The following is a 17368-nucleotide window of genomic DNA, read 5'->3' on the forward strand; positions in this document are numbered from 1 at the left end:
CCCTTACGACAGAGCCCCGGCACGGTGTGCGTGCCGGGGCTCTTCCGTCTCGCGTACGGGTCCGGGGCAGGGCCTCGTCTCAGAGCGACGGGCCCGCCTCCGCGGTCTCCACCTCTTCGACCTCTTCACGCGTGATCCCCAGCAGATAGAGCACGGTGTCGAGGAACGGCACGTTCACCGCCGTGTCCGCGGCCCTGCGGACCACGGGCTTGGCGTTGAAGGCGACCCCCAGCCCCGCCGCGTTCAGCATGTCGAGGTCGTTGGCACCGTCGCCGATCGCCACGGTCTGGGACAGCGGCACCCCGGCCTCCGCGGCGAACCGGCGCAGCAGTCTGGCCTTGCCCGCCCGGTCGACGATCTCGCCCACGACCCGCCCCGTGAGCTTCCCGTCCACGATCTCCAGCGTGTTCGCCGAGGCGAAGTCCAGCCCGAGCTGGTCCTTCAGCCCGTCCGTCACCTGGGTGAACCCGCCCGACACGACGCCCACTTGGTAGCCGAGCCGCTTGAGCGTACGGATCAGGGTGCGGGCGCCGGGCGTGAGCCGTACCTCCGCGCGTACCTTCTCCACCACCGACGCGTCGAGTCCGGCCAGCAGCGCCACGCGCGCGTGCAGCGACTGCTCGAAGTCCAGCTCACCGGCCATCGCCCTGGCCGTCACTTCCGCGACCTGCTCCTCGCAGCCCGCGTGCGCGGCGAAGAGTTCGATGACCTCGTCCTGGATGAGGGTCGAGTCGACGTCCATGACGACCAGCCGCTGCGCCCGGTGGTGCAGCCCGGCCGAGACGACCGCGACGTCCACCCCGATCTCGGCCGCCTCCGTCGCCAGCGCGGTGCGCAGCGGTTCGGTCGCCGTGCCGGACACCGCGAACTCCACCGCCGTGACCGGGTACTTGGCCAGCCGGAAGATACGGTCGATGTTCCCGCCGGTCGAGGTGATGCGTGCGGCGATGGCCGCCGTCGACTCGGCGGACAGCGGATGTCCGAGCACGGTGACATGGGAACGGCCGCTGCCGCGCGGCCTGTTGTCGCCGGTCCCGGAGATGATCTCCGCCTGGAGCTTCAGGGAGTCGGCCCAGCTGTGGACGGTCGCGCGCAGCTCGCCCTCCGTGCTGCCGCCGGCCTCGGGCGAGGTGACGAGCGCGCACAGGACGATACGGCCACGGGTGACGACCTGCTCGATGTCTATGACGTCGAGCGAGTAGGCGGCGAGGGTGTCGAAGAGGCCTGCGGTGATCCCCGGGCGGTCCTTCCCGAAGATCTTGACGAGAAGCGTGGGGGCTGCGTCAGTGGTCTGACGGGGCTGCGATGCGCTCATGGTGATCCCACCGTATCGGGCGGGACGGGTGGGGCGACCGGGTGTCCCGCGTGCCGGACAGCCGTCCCCGAACCCCGCGCCGGCATACGACCCGGCCCCGGTCCCGACCCCCGTCCCGCTTGTGGGGTTTGAGCGTGTTCACTTACGTTTCGCCGCGCCACGAACGGGATTTTGCGCTCTTTCGTGAGGCCCGACTTTCGTATAAGGGGCCGGGCCTGAAATAGTTCCCCACGATGTTCGCCATCCCTAGACTCCCTGTGATGGGGGTAACCCGGGGGACAACAAGTGGGGCATGGAGTGCCGGAACTCGTACTTGAATTGAACGGAAGGACCTGGACGCTCGACCAGTCCAGGTCGTACAGCCTGGGGCGTGATCCGCAGGGCGACTTGGTGATCGACGACGCGCGTGTCTCGTGGCGTCACGCCACCATCAGCTGGGGGGGCCGTAGTTGGGTAATTGAGGACCACGGCAGCACCAACGGCACTTATGTGCAGGGCCAGCGGATCCACCAGTTGGAAATCGGTCCCGGTACCGCCGTGCATCTCGGCAATGCGACCGACGGACCGCGGCTGAGTCTCAACGGCGCGGCAGCGCCCCAGACGCCGCAGGCGCAGCACGCGCAGGCGCAGCACGCGCCCGCGCAGCCGCAACCGCAGGGCGGGCCCGGCTGGACCCCTCAGCAGCAGCCTCCTCAGCAGCAGGGCTGGCCGCCGCAGCAACAGCAGCCGCCCCAGCAACAGCAGCAACAGCAGCCTGGCTACGTACCGTCGCAGCACAGAGGGCCGGGGGGCCCCGCGCCCGGCGGTCCCGGTGGTCATGGCGGTCCCGGATCCGGTGGCGCGGCGGGGGCCCCACCGGTGTACGGGGACCGCAGCCCGACCACCTTCCACCAGGTGGCTCTCGGCCGGGTGATGCGCATCGGCCGTGCGCTGGAGAACGAACTGGTCGTCTCCGACCTCCAGGTCTCCCGTCTGCACGCCGAGTTCACCTCGACGCCCGACGGCCGTTTCCAGATCCGCGACCTCGGATCCCACAACGGCACGTACGTCAACGGTCAGCCGATGGCCAAGTCCGGAACGGCGCTCCTCGGCCCGAACGACATCGTGGGCGTCGGTCACTCGACCTTCCGCCTCGTCGGCGACCGGCTGGAAGAGTTCGTCGACACCGGTGAGGTCTCGTTCTCCGCCCGCCACCTCACGGTGACGGTCGACGGCGGCAAGCAGATCCTCAAGGACGTCTCCTTCGGTGTCCCCGAGAAGTCGCTGATCGCGGTCATCGGCCCCTCGGGCTCCGGAAAGTCCACGCTCCTCAAGGCGCTCACCGGCTACCGGCCCGCCAACGAGGGCGACGTCCTGTACGACAACAGGAATCTGTACAAGCAATTCGCCGAGCTGCGCCAGCGCATCGGTCTGGTCCCGCAGGACGACATCCTGCACAAGGAGCTGACCGTACGGAAGGCGCTCAAGTACGCCGCCAAGCTCCGGTTCCCCGGTGACACCGCCGAGTCCGAGCGCGAGGCCCGTATCGACGAGGTGCTTCGCGAACTCAAGCTCGACATCCACAAGGAGAAGCGGGTCACCTCGCTCTCCGGCGGCCAGCGCAAGCGTGTCTCCGTCGCACTCGAACTGCTGACCAAGCCGTCGCTGATCTTCCTGGACGAGCCGACCTCCGGCCTCGACCCGGGCATGGACCGCGACGTCATGCAGCTCCTGCGGGGCCTCGCCGACGACGGCCGTACCGTCCTCGTCGTCACCCACTCGGTGGCGGAGCTGGCGATCTGCGACAAGCTGCTCGTCATGGCGCCCGGCGGCTCGGTGGCGTACTTCGGACCGCCTGAGGAAGCGCTCAACTTCTTCGGCTACACCACCTGGGCCGATGTCTTCTCGGCGTTCGAGAACTACCGCGACTACGACTGGGCGGGCCGCTGGCGCGGTTCGCAGCACTACCAGATGTACGCCGCCGACATCGACGCCGTCGCCGCGCAGTCCGTCCATATGCCCTCGCCGCAGCAGATGCGCCCGCCGAAGCCGCAGAGCTGGGGCTCCCAGCTGTGGACGCTGATCCGCCGCTACTCCTCGGTGATCGCCTCGGACCGGGGCTTCCTCGGTCTGATGGTGATATTGCCCGCCGTCCTCGGCGTGGTGAGCGTCGTGATCCCGGCGGACTTCGGTCTGGGACCGCCGGACCCGCCGGCCCAGTTCAACGGCAAGGCCGGAACGATCCTGCTGATCCTCGCGGTCGGCATGTGCTTCTCGGGTGCGGCCAACTCCGTACGAGAACTGATCAAGGAACGGGTGATCTACGAACGGGAACGGGCCACCGGTCTGTCCCGCTCCGCGTATCTGATGTCCAAGGTCATCGTGCTCGGCGTGATCACGGCCTTCCAGGGCGTCATCATCTGCGGCATCGGCTTCGCGCCGCGCGCGCTGCCCGACGAGGGCCTGATCATGCCGCCGGCCGTCGAGATGTGCATCGTGATCATCGCGCTGGGCTTCACGTCGATGATGTTCGGTCTGGTGATCTCCTCGCTGGTGAAGACCGCCGAGAAGACCATGCCGCTGCTGGTCATGTTCGCGATCGTCCAGGTCGTCTTCACCGGCACGCTCTTCCAGGTCTACGGTTCGCCCGGCCTGGAGCAGTTCGCCTGGCTGATGCCCTCGCGCTGGGCTATCGCCGGCACCGGCTCGACCCTCGACCTGGCGCATCTGATGCCGCCGTGGGAGCCGAAGAGCCCCAACGATCTGGACCCGCTCTGGGACCACTCGATCGGGCAGTGGGGGTTCAACCTCTCGGTCCTGCTGCTCATCGGCATCGTGTGCGGCTTTGTGGTGGCGCGGTTGCTGCGCCGCCACGAGCCGGAGGTCATGCGCAAGTAACGCGGAACACGCACGCCGCCGGTGGGCGGCACCCCTTCGCGGGGTGCCGCCCACCGGCGTCTGTGCGTGTCACGGGTACCACGCGTCGGTGCGTGGTCGTGCGTGGCCGTGCCTTGTCGTGCGATGACTCAGTACGCGCTGTCGACGTTGTCGATCGAGCCGTACCGGTCGGCGGCGTAGTTTGCCGCGGCCACGATGTTGGCGACCGGGTGGTACTGGCTGTGCGGCGTGCCCTTGACGTGGTACGTGTCGAAGGTCGGCTTGATCACCTGGAGCAGGCCGATCGACGGGACGCCGTTCTTCGCGTTGATGTCCCAGTTGTTGATCGCCTTCGGGTCACCGCTGGACTCACGCATGATGTTGCGGTGCAGACCCTCGTACGTGCCGGGGATCTTCTCCTTCTTCATGATGTGCAGGGCTTCCTTGATCCACCCGTTCAGGTTGTTGGCGTAGGTGGGCTTGCGGTCGGCGGAGCGGTTGGCCTTCTCCTTCGCGGCCGCACGCTTCTTCGCCTTCGCGGCTGCCTCTTCCTTGGCGTCGGCCTTGGCGTCGGACTTCGCCTTGGCCTTGGCCTTGGCCTCGGCCGAGTCCTGCTTCGCGTGAATCTCCGCGATGCGGTCGGCCATGCTGTGCTGCTTGGCCAGGCTCTTCTGGATGGCGGCGGCCTGCGTGCCGCCCGTGGTCGAGTTGAACGCCACCGGGGCGGTGGACGTGGACGCGGACGTGGACGCGGCCACGGCCTTGCCCGAGCCCTCGGCGGATGCGTTACCCGGGATCAAGGAGAAGGTGAGGGCCGCGGCGGCGGCAGCTGTCACGCCGGCGATCGAGAGCCGGTGGCTCTTGTTCAGTCGGTTGCCAGTGGTGCTGGGCGCGGTCATACGACATACCTCTTCGAATAGCGGGGCGTCGCGGAGGCCGGATAGCCAGATGCCTGAGCGGCGGCGACGGCTGCAATTCTTAGCGGCAGCAAAACCCTGTGGCAAAGGTGTGACGTACGACCCGTGATAGTTGAAAGGGGGGTAAATGAGACACCGCACTACCCATTTATGACATCTCTACACCCGTCGATATGTCCACTACATACCTTCGTAAGTGATCTGCGTCCTATGTGCGGCGTCACATTAGGCAGGGTCCGGTTTCACCAGAGGTTGCTGGCGCAACTCGGAGAGTGAGCGTTCTCGTCCGGCAGTACGAGGTGGACGTCGCCGAACTCGTGCCAGAGGTAGAGATGCAGTACAGCCTCGGTATAACCGGCCTCCAGCGCCTCGCGGCCGGCGATCGCCTCCAGCATCAGCAGGTGCGAGGCCTCCGGCTCGTGCAGCCCGGTCAGCAGCCCGTCGACGACGCGCACCCCGCGCCGCGGCGTGATCACCAGATCCGTCCAGCCCGAAGCCGCCCGAACGCCCCCGCGAGGACCGGCCGCCGACTCCAGCGCCCGCACGGCCGTGGTCCCGACCGCGACGATCCGCCCGCCGCCCGCCACGGCCGCGTTCACCAGGCGGGCCGTGGTCGCCGGCACCTCGAAGCGCTCCGGGTACGGCGGCTCGTGCGCCTCGGCCGACGCCACCCCCGTGTCCAGCCTGATCGGTGCGAACTGCACCCCCCGGCTCACCAGCTCCGCCACCAGCCGCGCGGTGAACGGCCGGCCGGCGCTCGGCATCTCCGCCGAGCCCGTGCCGTCGGGGGAGGGGAGCGCGAAGACCGTCTGGTACGCCGAGAGCGGCTGGTCCCGCTCCGTGTACCCGTAGCGGATCGGACGGCCGTGCCGCCCCAGCAGCCCCGGCACGTCCCCGCCTCCGTCGACCCGCGCCCACCACAGCCGCGTGCCCGCCGGGTCGAGCGGTTCCTGAAGCACGAGGTGCCCGCCGCCCGGCAGCCGTACCACCGCTCCGGCCGGGCCCCCCGCACGCGCCAGCGTCGCTCCCTTGTGCCCGCTCCGGCCCGGCGGCCCCGGCGTCCGCAGCTCCACCGCCCACCGGCCGTCGTCCCCCCGCGTGGAGAAGTGGACGACCAGCCGCTCGGCCCCGAGCCGCGCGTCGACGGCCGCCGGCAGCGTCCGCGAGGTGTTCACCACCAGCACGTCCCCCGCCCGCAGCTGCCCGGGCAGCTCCCCGAAGACGTGGTGCGACACCTCCGTGCCCCGGGACACCAGCAGCCGTACGTCGTCCCGCCCCGAGCCGCGCTGCTCGGCCGGCACCCGCGCGGAGAGCCCGTCGGGCACCCGCAGCCCCTCCAGCCCCTTCGGGCCGCCCGGCCCCTCCAGGCCCGTCCGCCGGGTGCCCGCCCCGGTCACAAGGCCACCCCCAGCAACGAGGTGGCCGAGTAGCGCCCGCTCGTCGGCCGCTGCCGGAGCAGCCGCAAGAAGCCCGGCACCACGGACCGCGGATCAGGCCGTGCGTCACCGTCGTCCGGCACGGCAGCCGCGTACAGATCGGTCTGCATGTCACCCGGATCGACCGTCCACACCCGCAGCCCCGGCTCCTCCACGGCGAGCACGGCAGCCAGATGGTCGAGCGCGGCCTTGGACGCCCCGTACCCGCCCCAGGTCTCGTACGCCTCCGCCGCCGCGTCCGAGCTGACGGCGATCACCGTGCCCGCGCCGCCCGCCCGCAGCAGCGGCAGGGACTCCTGCACCAGCCCGAGCGCCGCCACCACATTCGTCTCCAGCGCGGCGCGCAGCCCGTCGAGCGCCAGCTCGTCCAGCCGTACGAGCGGCTCGGCGCCCAGCGCGCTGGCGTTGCTCACCAGCAGATCGAGCCCGCCGAGCGCGCCCGCCGCCGCGACCAGCTCCGCGCGGTGGACGGGATCGGTCACATCCCCGGGGATCGCGGTCACACGCGTCCCGTGGGCCCTGATCTCCCGGGCCGCGTCCTCCAGGGCGCCCGGCGTCCTGGCGTCGAGCACCAGGTCCCACCCGTCCTCGGCGAGCGCCCCGCCGAGTGCGCGCCCCAGTCCCTTGGAAGCCCCCGTGATGATCGCTACCGACATGGCGTCCGCTCCTTCTCGCCTCGCGTCGGCCCCGGGCGTCGCCGGGTGCCGTTGTCCTCAACATAGAAAGGACAACCGGCCCGTCGCCTCGGGCGCGGGTCCCTGCGCCCGGAGGCACTTCGGCCTAGGCCGCAAGCCCTCGTCCCCTGCGTCCGAGGTCCGATCCGGCCCGTCCCGGCCGCCGGTACGGTGAGGCCATGAGCCATCGACCGAGCTCCGGGCTCGCGGCCGTGAGCACCGCACTCCTCGCGATGAGCAGGCATCTGGAGGTGCGGGACGTCCTCAAGACGATCGTCGCCTCCGCCCGTGAGCTGCTGGACGCGGAGTACGCCGCGCTCGGGGTGCCCGACGACCACGGCGGCTTCGCCCAGTTCGTGGTCGACGGCGTCAGCGACGCCCAGTGGAAGGCCATCGGCCCGCTCCCGCGCCAGCACGGCATCCTCGCGGCGATGCTGCACGACGCGCGGCCCGAACGGCTCGCGGATGTGAAGGAGGACCCCCGCTTCGAGGGCTGGCCCGCCGCCCACCCCGACATGTCCGACTTCCTCGGGCTGCCCATCCGCGACGGCGACGAGACCATCGGCACGCTCTTCCTCGCCAACAAGCGCTGCCCCAAGCCGGCCGGCGGCTGCGGATTCACCGAGGAGGACGAGGAACTGCTCGGCATCCTCGCCCAGCACGCGGCGATCGCCCTCACCAACGCCAGGCTGTACGAGCGCAGCCGGGAGCTGACCATCGCCGAGGAACGCTCACGGCTCGCCCACGAGCTCCACGACGCCGTCAGCCAGAAACTCTTCTCGCTGCGGCTGACCGCCCAGGCCGTCTCCAGCCTCATCGACCGCGACCCGGCACGGGCCAAGGGCGTACTCCAGCAGGTCGCCGACCTCGCCGCCGAGGCCGCCGACGAGCTGCGCGCCGCCGTCGTCGAGCTCCGCCCCGCGGCCCTGGACGAGGACGGCCTCGTCCACACCCTGCGCACCCAGATCCAGGTCCTCGACCGCGCGCACGCCGCGCATGTCACCTTCGACAGCTGCGGCGTACGGGCCCTGCCCGCCTCCCAGGAGGAGGCGATGCTGCGCGTGGCCCAGGAAGCGCTCCACAACGCACTGCGCCACTCCGGCGCCGAGCGGGTCGACGTGACCATCGCCCGCCGGGGCCAGGGCGCGGTGCTCAGCATCACCGACAACGGCAAGGGCTTCGAACCGAGGACGGTCCGCAGGGCCGGCCGCCACCTCGGGCTCGTCTCGATGCGGGACAGGTCGAGCGGTGTCGGCGGCAGGCTGACGGTGCAATCGGCGCCCGGACAGGGCACCACGATCGAGATGGAAGTTCCCGGTGGCTGACGACAAGAGAATCCGTGTACTGCTGGTGGACGACCACCAGGTGGTCCGCCGCGGACTGCGTACCTTCCTGGAGATCCAGGACGACATAGAGGTCGTCGGCGAGGCGTCCGACGGCGACGAGGGTGTGGCCGGCGCGGAGGAGCTGCGCCCGGACGTCGTCCTGATGGACATCAAGATGCCGGGCACGGACGGTATCGAGGCGCTGCGCAAGCTCCGCGAGCTCGCCAACCCGGCCAGGGTGCTGATCGTGACGAGCTTCACCGAGCAGCGCACGGTGGTGCCCGCGCTGCGGGCCGGGGCCGCGGGCTATGTGTACAAGGACGTCGACCCGGAGGCGCTGGCCGGCGCCATCCGCTCCGTACACGCCGGCCATGTCCTGCTCCAGCCGGAGGTGGCGGGCGCCCTGCTCGCCCAGGACGACCCCGGGTCCGGACAGGGCAGGGGGTCCTCGCTCACCGACCGGGAGCGTGAGGTGCTCACCCTGATCGCGGACGGCCGCTCCAACCGGGAGATCGCCCGCGCGCTCGTCCTCTCGGAGAAGACCGTCAAGACGCATGTCTCGAACATCCTGATGAAGCTGGATCTCGCGGACCGTACGCAGGCGGCGCTGTGGGCCGTACGGCACGGCATCACCGGCTGATCCGGAGCGTCGTATTCCGATCTGAGATTCATACCGTCGGGTGTATGTCCCCCACACGGCGTATCCCCGGAGGCGTCCGGGCGTTCTCCATGACGTGCCGCGGAGAACCGCCGCGGCCCTTGCGATGGAGGATCCTGAAAATGAACAACCTTAAGAAGGCCGCCGCCCTCACCATGATCGCCGGCGGTCTCGTCGCCGCGGGCTCCGGCGCCGCCTTCGCCACCGGCGGCTCCCACGCCGACGGCAAGGCCGTGCACTCCCCGGGCGTCGGCTCCGGCAACCTCGTTCAGGCTCCGATCCACATCCCCGTGAACGCGGTCGGCAACACGGTCAACGTGATCGGCGTCCTCAACCCGGCGTTCGGCAACCTCGGCCTGAACCACTGATCCACCGCCCGCCAGGCGCCACGGCCCCGGTGCCCGTCCTCAGCGACGGGCACCGGGGCCGTGCCACATCTCACACACCAGGGCCCCGCTCAGCGCGGCCCGCGCTCCATCTCCTCCACATACGCGTTGTACGCGGCGACCTGCGCCCGCCGCGACACCCGCTCCACCGGCCGCAGCAACTCACCACGCGCCGCCATCTCCGACGCGCTCACCGCCCCGCCGTGCCCGTGCTCCCGCGCCAGCGCGACAAGCAGCCCCACCCGCTGCGCCAGCTCCAGCACCCGTACGGCACGCGGCGGATAGCCCGGAGCCAGCACCTCCCGGCCACGCTCCGACCGCGCCCGGTACGCGTCCAGCGCCGCCTCGGCCACCGGCCCCGACGCCGCCACGTCCAGCTGCGACAGCGCGTTCGTCGCGTCCCGCAGCGCCTCGGCCAGCTCCCGCTCCGCCTCACCGAGCGACGGCACGTCCGCGGGCGGCGCCTCGCGCACCGGCAGACAGTGCCAGGCCACCTCCACATGAAGATCGCCCTCGGGCCCCGCCGCGGACACCTCGGGCACCAGCCCGTACGGCGCCCCCGAGGCGATCACCGCCTCCTCCGCCTCCAGCGCACGGGCGTTGAACTCCGGCGGCCCGCTGAGCCCCAGCGGATGACCCGGCGCCGGCAGCGCCACCCGGTACCCGGTCACCCCCAGCGCGCGCAGCCGCCCGAGCGCCAGCGTCAGCCCGACCGGCCCCGATTCGCCCGGCAGCCCCGCCACCCGGTGCACCGCGTCCGGCCCGACGATCGCGAGAGCCGCGTCGTCCGGCGATACGAAACCGGCAAGGAGGGCATTTCCCCAGGCCGCCAACAGTCCTGAGCGTGGTTCGGAAAGCATGGCCCCAGCCTAGGGAACGGACCTAAGGAGTTGGCCCCCGGACCGGTGGCGTAGGTTTTCCCTGTGGAGCTGCGCCCACAGGCGCATGCCAGATCTCAAGACTGCATGGGGAGACAACGCGCTCATGAGCGATGTACTGGAGCTGGTGGACGTATCCGTGGTCCGCGACGGACGCGCTCTGGTGGACGATGTCTCCTGGTCCGTCAAGGAAGGCGAACGCTGGGTGATTCTCGGCCCCAACGGCGCCGGCAAGACGACCCTCCTCAACCTCGCCTCCAGCTACCTCTTCCCCTCCGCCGGCAAGGTGAAGATCCTCGGCGACAAGCTCGGCAAGGTCGACGTCTTCGAACTCCGCCCCCGCATCGGCATCGCCGGCGTCGCCATGGCCGAGAAGCTCCCCAAGCGCCAGACCGTGCTCCAGACGGTCCTCACCGCCGCGTACGGCATGACCGCCACCTGGCACGAGAACTACGACGACGTCGACGAACAGCGCGCCCGCGCCTTCCTCGACCGGCTCGGCATGACCGAGTACCTCGACCGCAGGTTCGGCACCCTCTCCGAGGGTGAGCGCAAGCGCACCCTGATCGCCCGCGCCATGATGACCGACCCCGAACTGCTCCTGCTCGACGAGCCCGCCGCCGGTCTCGACCTCGGCGGCCGGGAGGATCTCGTACGCCGCCTCGGCCGGCTCGCCAGGGACCCGTACGCCCCCTCCATGATCATGGTCACCCACCATGTCGAGGAGATCGCCCCCGGCTTCACCCACGTCCTCATGATCCGCCAGGGCAAGGTCCTCGCCGCCGGCCCCATGGAGACCGAGCTGACGTCCCGTAACCTCTCCCTCTGCTTCGGCCTCCCCCTCGTCGTGGAGCAGTCCGACGACCGCTGGTCCGCACGCGGTCTCCCGCTGCGCTGATCCCACGCCGATCGCGCGGTCGTCCCCTGCCGATCCCACGCCGATCCCACGCCGATCCCACGGCCGTCTCATGGCCGCCGAGGGCCAAGACGGCGCCTGGGCAGCGTAGATGACCTGATCGCACCCCCTGTCCGGACCGGACCCGCCCACCTACCATGATGATGTGGAAATCGAAGCATGGGTGTGGTGGCTGATCGCGGCCGTGGGACTGGCGATACCGCTCGTCCTGACGGCGATGCCCGAGTTCGGGATGTTCTCCGCGGGCGCGGTGGCCGGTGCCGTCGTCGCCGCGCTCGGTGGCGGAATCGTGGCGCAGGTCCTTGTCTTCGTGGTGGTCTCGGTCGCGCTCATCGCCGTCGTCCGGCCCCTGGCGGCCAGACAAGGCGCCCGAACTCCCCGGCTGGCCACCGGAATCGACGCCCTGAAGGGGCGTCAGGCCGTTGTCGTCGAACGGGTCGACGGAAGCGGCGGCCGGATCAAACTCGCCGGAGAGATCTGGTCGGCACGCACACTCGACGCCGAACAGGCCTTTGAACCGGGGGAGAAGGTCGACGTGGCCGACATCGACGGCGCCACCGCGGTGGTGATGTGACCGCCTCCAAGGGCCGCCGCGCACCCCGCGCCACGTGAGCCCGACCAGGCAACCAGACCGAACGCCCCGCACACGCAGGCATGTTCTGCGAAACTCGATCATCTGACAGTCCGGCAGTTCGGCAGCGAAGGGCAGTAGAGAACGCGATGCCATCAATCATCATCGTCTTGGTCATCCTGGTGGTGCTTGTATTCATCGCCCTGATCAAGACGATCCAGGTCATCCCGCAGGCGAGCGCCGCCATCGTGGAGCGCTTCGGGCGCTACACCCGCACGCTCAACGCGGGCCTGAACATCGTGGTCCCGTTCATCGACTCGATCCGCAACCGCATCGACCTCCGTGAACAGGTCGTCCCCTTCCCGCCCCAGCCGGTGATCACCCAGGACAACCTGGTGGTCAACATCGACACCGTCATCTACTACCAGGTCACGGACGCCCGCGCCGCGACGTACGAGGTCGCCAGCTACATCCAGGCGATCGAACAGCTCACCGTCACCACGCTGCGCAACATCATCGGCGGCATGGACCTGGAGCGGACCCTCACCTCCCGCGAGGAGATCAACGCGGCCCTGCGCGGCGTCCTCGACGAAGCCACCGGCAAGTGGGGCATCCGCGTCAACCGCGTCGAGCTCAAGGCCATCGAGCCGCCGACCTCCATCCAGGACTCGATGGAGAAGCAGATGCGCGCGGACCGCGACAAGCGCGCCGCGATCCTCACCGCCGAGGGCATCCGCCAGTCCGCGATCCTCACCGCCGAGGGCGAGAAGCAGTCCGCGATCCTGCGCGCCGAAGGTGAGGCCAAGGCGGCCGCCCTGCGCGCCGAGGGCGAGGCCCAGGCCATCCGTACGGTCTTCGAGTCCATCCACGCCGGCGACCCCGACCAGAAACTCCTCGCCTACCAGTACCTCCAGATGCTCCCCAAGATCGCCGAGGGCGACGCCAACAAGCTCTGGATCGTGCCCAGCGAGATCGGCGACGCGCTCAAGGGACTCAGCGGAGCGTTCGACAACCTGGGCTCCGGCGTACCGGGCTTCAACACCGGCAAGGAGCGCCGCCAGCAGGCACCGCTCGACTGACGGGCTCCACCGCCCGGCACCATCCGCGCTCCTCTCCCTGATCCGTCCGTCTCTGATCCGTACGTCACGTTCCCGTGCGACGCACCACCCGTCGTACGGGAACGGCCCCGCCCTCGGGCATGATCGGTTCAACAACCACCGATCACCGAGGGACGTGTCGCGTGACCATCTGGGAGATGCTCGCCGTGTTCGTCGCGGGCACCTGCGCCGGCACCATCAACGCCATCGTCGGCTCGGGCACGTTGATCACCTTCCCCGTGCTGCTCGCCACCGGCCTGCCGCCCGTCACCGCCACCGTCTCCAACGCGCTCGGCCTGATACCGGGCGCCGTCAGCGGAGCCATCGGATACCGCGCGGAACTCACCGGACAGCGGCGGCGCATCATCCGCCTGGGCACAGCCGCCGTCTGCGGCGGGCTCTGCGGGGCGATCCTGCTCGTCTCACTGCCCTCGACGGCCTTCGAGACGATCGTGCCGATCCTGGTGAGCCTCGCCCTCGTCCTGGTGATCCTCCAGCCCCGGCTCTCCAAGAGCGTCCAGCGCCACCGCGCGCGGAAGAACGTCGTCACAAAGACCGACGGCGGACCGCTCCTCTTCGGCGGCGTCATGGCCGCCAGCGTCTACGGCGGCTACTTCACAGCCGCCCAGGGAATCATCTACATGTCCCTCATGGGCATGCTGATCGACGAGGAGATGCAGCGCCTCAACGCCGTCAAGAACGTCCTCGCCGCGATCGTGAACACCATCGCCGCGATCTTCTTCCTCTTCGTGGCCGAGTTCGACTGGACAGCCGTCGTCCTCATCGCCGTCGGCTCCGCCATCGGCGGCCAACTCGGCGCGAAGGTCGGCCGGCGACTCTCACCCACCGTGATGCGCACGATGATCGTGATCGTCGGCACGGCCGCCATCGTCCAACTCGTCACCCGCTGAGCGGACCCCGTACGCGAGAGCCCGCCTCCGGCACTACGGAGACGGGCTGTCCGGCGACAACGGCGACGGGAGCGACGGAAGAGGAAGAACTCAAGGGTCTACGCGGCCTCAAGACCTACGCGGCCGCACCGGCCCCCGCCAGCCACTGCGGCAGCGCCGACCGCTCACCGGCCCGCAGCGCCAGCAGCATCGCATCGGCCGGCGACGGCACGAAAGGCTCGTTCAGCAGCGGCATCCCCGCCTGCTCCGGTGTCCGGTCGGCCTTACGGTGATTGTCCTCGGCACACGAGGCGACCGTATTGAGCCAGCTGTCCGCACCGCCACGCGACCTCGGCAGCACATGGTCCACGGTCGTCGCGCGCCGCCCGCAGTACGCGCACCGGTGCTGGTCCCGTATCAGCACCCCACGCCTCGACCACGGTGCCTGTCTTCGGAAGGGCACCCGTACATACCTGCAGAGCCTGATCACCCGGGGCACCGGCAGATCCACCGCGGCCGCACGCACCCGCAGAGCCGGGTGGGACTGCTCGACGACGGCCTTGTCCTGAAGGACCAGCACCACCGCACGGTTGAGTGTCACCGTCGACAGCGGCTCGAAGCTCGCATTCAGCACCAGCGTGTCCCGCATTCCGCCCACCTCCCGTGTGCCGTCCCGCCGGACGGCGGGCTGGGATCAACTCTGGCCGGGCGCGCCAAGATGGACAACGCAATATCCGCCTACCGAGTTCCGAGGACGACCCCAATAACCCCCGCAACGAAAAAATGCCCTGCTCTGATCTCTCCAAGACCAGGGCAGGGCAAACAACAGCTGAACGGTCAGCTCTCCGCGGGTGCGGCGTACTCACCGATCAGCTGCGCACGCGCGAGCGTGTGGAACCGCAGATTGAAGCCGACGACCGCGGGCGAGGCGTCAGAGTCCGGGCCCAGCGTGTCACTGTCCACCGCGTACACCGTGAACACATAACGGTGCGCGGGATCACCCGCCGGGGGAGCGGCGCCCCCGAAGTCCTTCGACCCGTAGTCGTTACGGGCGTGCACGGCGCCCTTGGGCAGCCCCTCGAAAGAGCCGGAACCGGCCCCCGCCGGAAGCTCGGTGACCGACGCCGGGATGTCGAACAGCGCCCAGTGCCAGAAACCGCTGCCGGTCGGCGCGTCCGGGTCGAAGCACGTCACGGCAAAGCTCTTGGTCTCCGCGGGGAACCCCTCCCACCGCAGATGCGGCGACGTGTTCCCCGCCGCGAAGACCTGGGCGTCCTTCAGGACCGCACCGGGCGCGATGTCGTCGCTCACCACGGTGAAGGACGGCACCGGCGGGAGGAAGTCATGAGGGAGTGGAGCCCTCTTCGCCTCGGTCACTACAGAACCTCCGGATTCGGCTTGGTGCCGCCGGACCTCGCGGGACCCGGCGGCCTTCCGAAGCCGAGACTAAGGCCTACGGACCTCAGGCCCAGTTGCGACGCCCGCCGACGTCCGCGATCCACTGGTTGAGATAGGCGGCCCAGTCGGTGCCCTGGAAGTCGTTCAGACCCACCTTGAAGGCGCGGTAGGAGTCACTGCCCTCGCTGAAGAGACCCGGCTTCTTGTCCATCTCCAGGATGACGTCCATCTCACGGTCGTCCGCGACGAACGTCAGCTCGACCTGGTTCAGCCCGCGGTACCGCTGCGGCGGCGCGAACTCGATCTCCTGGTAGAACGGCAGCCGCTGACGCGTCCCCCGGATGTGGCCGCGCTCCATGTCCGCGCTGCGGAACCGGAAGTCCAGGCTGATGAAGGCGTCCAGGATCGCCTGCTGCGCCGGCAGCGGGTGCACGTTGATCGGGTCCAGGTCGCCGGAGTCCAGCGCGCGGGCGATCTCCAGCTCCGTCGTCACACCGATGTGCATGCCGTGCAGCTGCTGCCCGCCGATGCTCGTGACCGGGGTCTCCCACGGGATCTCAAGTCCGAACGGCACGATGTGGACCCCACCGGCCTTGACCTCGAAGGCACCACCGAGACGCTGCTTGACGAACTCCAGGTCCTGCTTGACCTCCTGGTCCCCGCCCTCGACCTCGACACGGGCCTGGAGACCGACGGAGAGTCCCTCGATCTGCTGGTCGACCGATCCGCCCTGGATACGCACCTCGCCCTGGACGACCCCGCCCGGCACGACGTTCTGCTCGGTCAGCTCGGTCTCGACGGACGCGCCGCCGGCGCCCATGCTCGCGAGCAGCCTCTTGAAGCCCATAGTCACTCCTCCTAGATCCTGACCTCTACATACGCGTCACGACCGCGGGCGGTTCCCCCGCTACGCTCGGACGACATGATCGAGCGCCCCGACCGTACGCCGCTGCCCCGTGACTTCTTCAACCGGCCCGTGCTGGAAGTCGCCCCCGACCTGCTGGGCCGAACTCTCCTGCGCCGCACGGCGGAAGGAACGATAGAACTCCGCCTCACGGAAGTGGAGGCGTACGCGGGCGACATCGACCCGGGCTCCCACGCCTACCGCGGCCGCACCGACCGCAACAGCGTGATGTTCGGCCCCCCCGGCCACGCATACGTCTACTTCACGTACGGCATGTGGCACTGCCTCAACCTGGTGTGCGGCCCGGAGGGCCGGGCGAGCGGTGTACTGCTGCGCGCCGGTGAGATCCGGGAGGGAGCGGAGCAGGTACGGAAACGACGGGTCTCGGCCCGCAACGACAAGGAACTGGCCAAAGGTCCCGCCCGGTTGGCCACGGGCCTTGACGTCGACCGCGCGCTGAACGGCACGGACGTGTGCGCCGACGGCGACGCGCCCCTGTCGGTACTCATGGGTACGCCGCCGCCCCGTGACCAGGTACGCAGCGGCCCACGCACCGGAGTGGGCGGCGAAGGCGCCCCGCACCCCTGGCGGTTCTGGATCGACGGCGACCCGACGGTGAGCCCGTACCGCGCCCACACTCCACGCAGACGGGCAACTTGACGCGCCGGGGCGGGACGCCTAATGTAGTCCGAGCCGCTTTACACGGGTCTTGCTCTTCAGCAGCCTGAGGCGGCCACCCACTACCTACGATTTCCCCTGACGGGTTCTATTTCGGCATGCCGAAATTCGAACTCTCCAGACCCGATTATGAGTCGCCCGGGGAATCGGTTAACGTAGTGGACACGCCGAAAGGGAAACGCGAAAGCGGATAACTCATTGGGCGGCCCGCCGACTGGGAATCAGGCGCCGAAAGGTTCTGATAAAGTCGGAAACGCAAGACAGCAGGACCGAAGGGAAGCCCGGAGGAAAGCCCGAGAGGGTGAGTACGAAGGAAGCGTCCGTTCCTTGAGAACTCAACAGCGTGCCAAAAGTCAACGCCAGATATGTTGATACCCCGGCCTGGTCCACATTGGTGGGTTGGGTTCGGGTTCCTTTGATAGAAACACAGCGAGGACGCTGTGAATGACTGGTCTTATTCCGACTGGTT

Annotated in this window: 17 protein-coding genes; 9 read left to right on the plus strand and 8 right to left on the minus strand. The window is 69.4% G+C overall.

The window, feature by feature from the left end; translation table 11 throughout:
• Nucleotides 1-79 precede the first annotated feature (79 nt).
• Nucleotides 80-1315 (minus strand): phosphoserine phosphatase SerB, encoded by a 1236-nt coding sequence (gene serB / locus IEY79_RS19115; RefSeq protein WP_189108730.1) that lies wholly within the window; start codon nt 1313-1315, stop codon nt 80-82.
• Nucleotides 1316-1600: 285 nt separating this feature from the next.
• Between serB and IEY79_RS19120 the strand changes: the two genes are divergently transcribed.
• Nucleotides 1601-4192: an ABC transporter ATP-binding protein/permease gene (locus tag IEY79_RS19120; protein ID WP_189108731.1), complete on the plus strand. Its 2592-nt coding sequence runs from the start codon at nt 1601-1603 to the stop codon at nt 4190-4192.
• Nucleotides 4193-4320: 128 nt separating this feature from the next.
• On the opposite strand, the gene IEY79_RS19125 is transcribed toward IEY79_RS19120, so the two are convergent.
• The 3 genes from IEY79_RS19125 to IEY79_RS19135 form a co-directional block, all read right to left on the minus strand.
• On the minus strand, nt 4321-5070 hold the full coding sequence (locus IEY79_RS19125; RefSeq protein WP_189108732.1) for a transglycosylase SLT domain-containing protein: 750 nt from the start codon (nt 5068-5070) through the stop codon (nt 4321-4323).
• Nucleotides 5071-5330: 260 nt separating this feature from the next.
• Nucleotides 5331-6455 carry an S-adenosylmethionine:tRNA ribosyltransferase-isomerase gene (locus IEY79_RS19130; protein WP_229700963.1) on the minus strand — a complete coding sequence of 375 codons (1125 nt, stop codon included), beginning with the start codon at nt 6453-6455 and terminating at the stop codon, nt 5331-5333.
• Between the two features lie 26 nt (nt 6456-6481).
• A complete protein-coding gene (locus IEY79_RS19135) occupies nt 6482-7180 on the minus strand; it encodes an SDR family NAD(P)-dependent oxidoreductase (protein WP_189108733.1) in 699 nt (232 codons plus the stop codon).
• 197 nt (nt 7181-7377) lie between these two features.
• Between IEY79_RS19135 and IEY79_RS19140 the strand changes: the two genes are divergently transcribed.
• From IEY79_RS19140 to IEY79_RS19150, 3 genes are all read left to right on the plus strand, one after another.
• Nucleotides 7378-8523 (plus strand): GAF domain-containing sensor histidine kinase, encoded by a 1146-nt coding sequence (locus IEY79_RS19140; RefSeq protein WP_189108734.1) that lies wholly within the window; start codon nt 7378-7380, stop codon nt 8521-8523.
• On the plus strand, nt 8516-9163 hold the full coding sequence (locus IEY79_RS19145; RefSeq protein WP_308426679.1) for a response regulator: 648 nt from the start codon (nt 8516-8518) through the stop codon (nt 9161-9163). The genes IEY79_RS19140 and IEY79_RS19145 overlap by 8 nt, the downstream gene beginning before the upstream one ends.
• A 140-nt stretch (nt 9164-9303) precedes the next feature.
• Nucleotides 9304-9549 carry a chaplin gene (locus tag IEY79_RS19150; RefSeq protein WP_189108735.1) on the plus strand — a complete coding sequence of 82 codons (246 nt, stop codon included), beginning with the start codon at nt 9304-9306 and terminating at the stop codon, nt 9547-9549.
• 89 nt (nt 9550-9638) lie between these two features.
• Here IEY79_RS19150 and IEY79_RS19155 read toward each other — a convergent pair whose 3' ends face one another.
• Entirely contained in the window at nt 9639-10427 is a 789-nt protein-coding gene (locus tag IEY79_RS19155; protein ID WP_189108736.1) for an Rv1486c family protein, read from the minus strand.
• Nucleotides 10428-10551: 124 nt separating this feature from the next.
• On the opposite strand from IEY79_RS19155, the gene IEY79_RS19160 reads away from it, so the two are divergent.
• From IEY79_RS19160 to IEY79_RS19175, 4 genes are all read left to right on the plus strand, one after another.
• Complete coding sequence (locus IEY79_RS19160) at nt 10552-11343, plus strand: ABC transporter ATP-binding protein (RefSeq protein ID WP_189108737.1); 792 nt, start codon at nt 10552-10554, stop codon at nt 11341-11343.
• A 163-nt stretch (nt 11344-11506) separates the two neighbouring features.
• Nucleotides 11507-11935 carry an NfeD family protein gene (locus IEY79_RS19165; protein ID WP_189108738.1) on the plus strand — a complete coding sequence of 143 codons (429 nt, stop codon included), beginning with the start codon at nt 11507-11509 and terminating at the stop codon, nt 11933-11935.
• A gap of 146 nt (nt 11936-12081) precedes the next feature.
• Entirely contained in the window at nt 12082-13011 is a 930-nt protein-coding gene (locus IEY79_RS19170; protein WP_189108739.1) for an SPFH domain-containing protein, read from the plus strand.
• Nucleotides 13012-13172: 161 nt separating this feature from the next.
• Nucleotides 13173-13940 (plus strand): sulfite exporter TauE/SafE family protein, encoded by a 768-nt coding sequence (locus IEY79_RS19175; protein ID WP_189108740.1) that lies wholly within the window; start codon nt 13173-13175, stop codon nt 13938-13940.
• Nucleotides 13941-14055: 115 nt separating this feature from the next.
• Here the strand turns inward: IEY79_RS19175 and IEY79_RS19180 are convergent, their stop codons facing one another.
• From IEY79_RS19180 to IEY79_RS19190, 3 genes are all read right to left on the minus strand, one after another.
• Nucleotides 14056-14568, minus strand: a complete 513-nt coding sequence (locus IEY79_RS19180; RefSeq protein ID WP_189108741.1) for an HNH endonuclease — start codon at nt 14566-14568, stop codon at nt 14056-14058.
• A 188-nt stretch (nt 14569-14756) separates the two neighbouring features.
• The gene (locus IEY79_RS19185; protein WP_189108742.1) at nt 14757-15296 is read right to left on the minus strand and encodes a YbhB/YbcL family Raf kinase inhibitor-like protein; all 540 of its coding nucleotides are present in this window, start codon (nt 15294-15296) and stop codon (nt 14757-14759) included.
• Between the two features lie 85 nt (nt 15297-15381).
• Nucleotides 15382-16164, minus strand: a complete 783-nt coding sequence (locus tag IEY79_RS19190; protein ID WP_189108743.1) for a sporulation protein — start codon at nt 16162-16164, stop codon at nt 15382-15384.
• 75 nt (nt 16165-16239) lie between these two features.
• Between IEY79_RS19190 and IEY79_RS19195 the strand changes: the two genes are divergently transcribed.
• Nucleotides 16240-16881: a DNA-3-methyladenine glycosylase gene (locus IEY79_RS19195; protein WP_189108744.1), complete on the plus strand. Its 642-nt coding sequence runs from the start codon at nt 16240-16242 to the stop codon at nt 16879-16881.
• Nucleotides 16882-17368: the final 487 nt, after the last annotated feature.

This window comes from Streptomyces camponoticapitis (genome assembly GCF_014646115.1).
Classification (GTDB): Bacteria; Actinomycetota; Actinomycetes; order Streptomycetales; family Streptomycetaceae; genus Streptomyces; species Streptomyces camponoticapitis.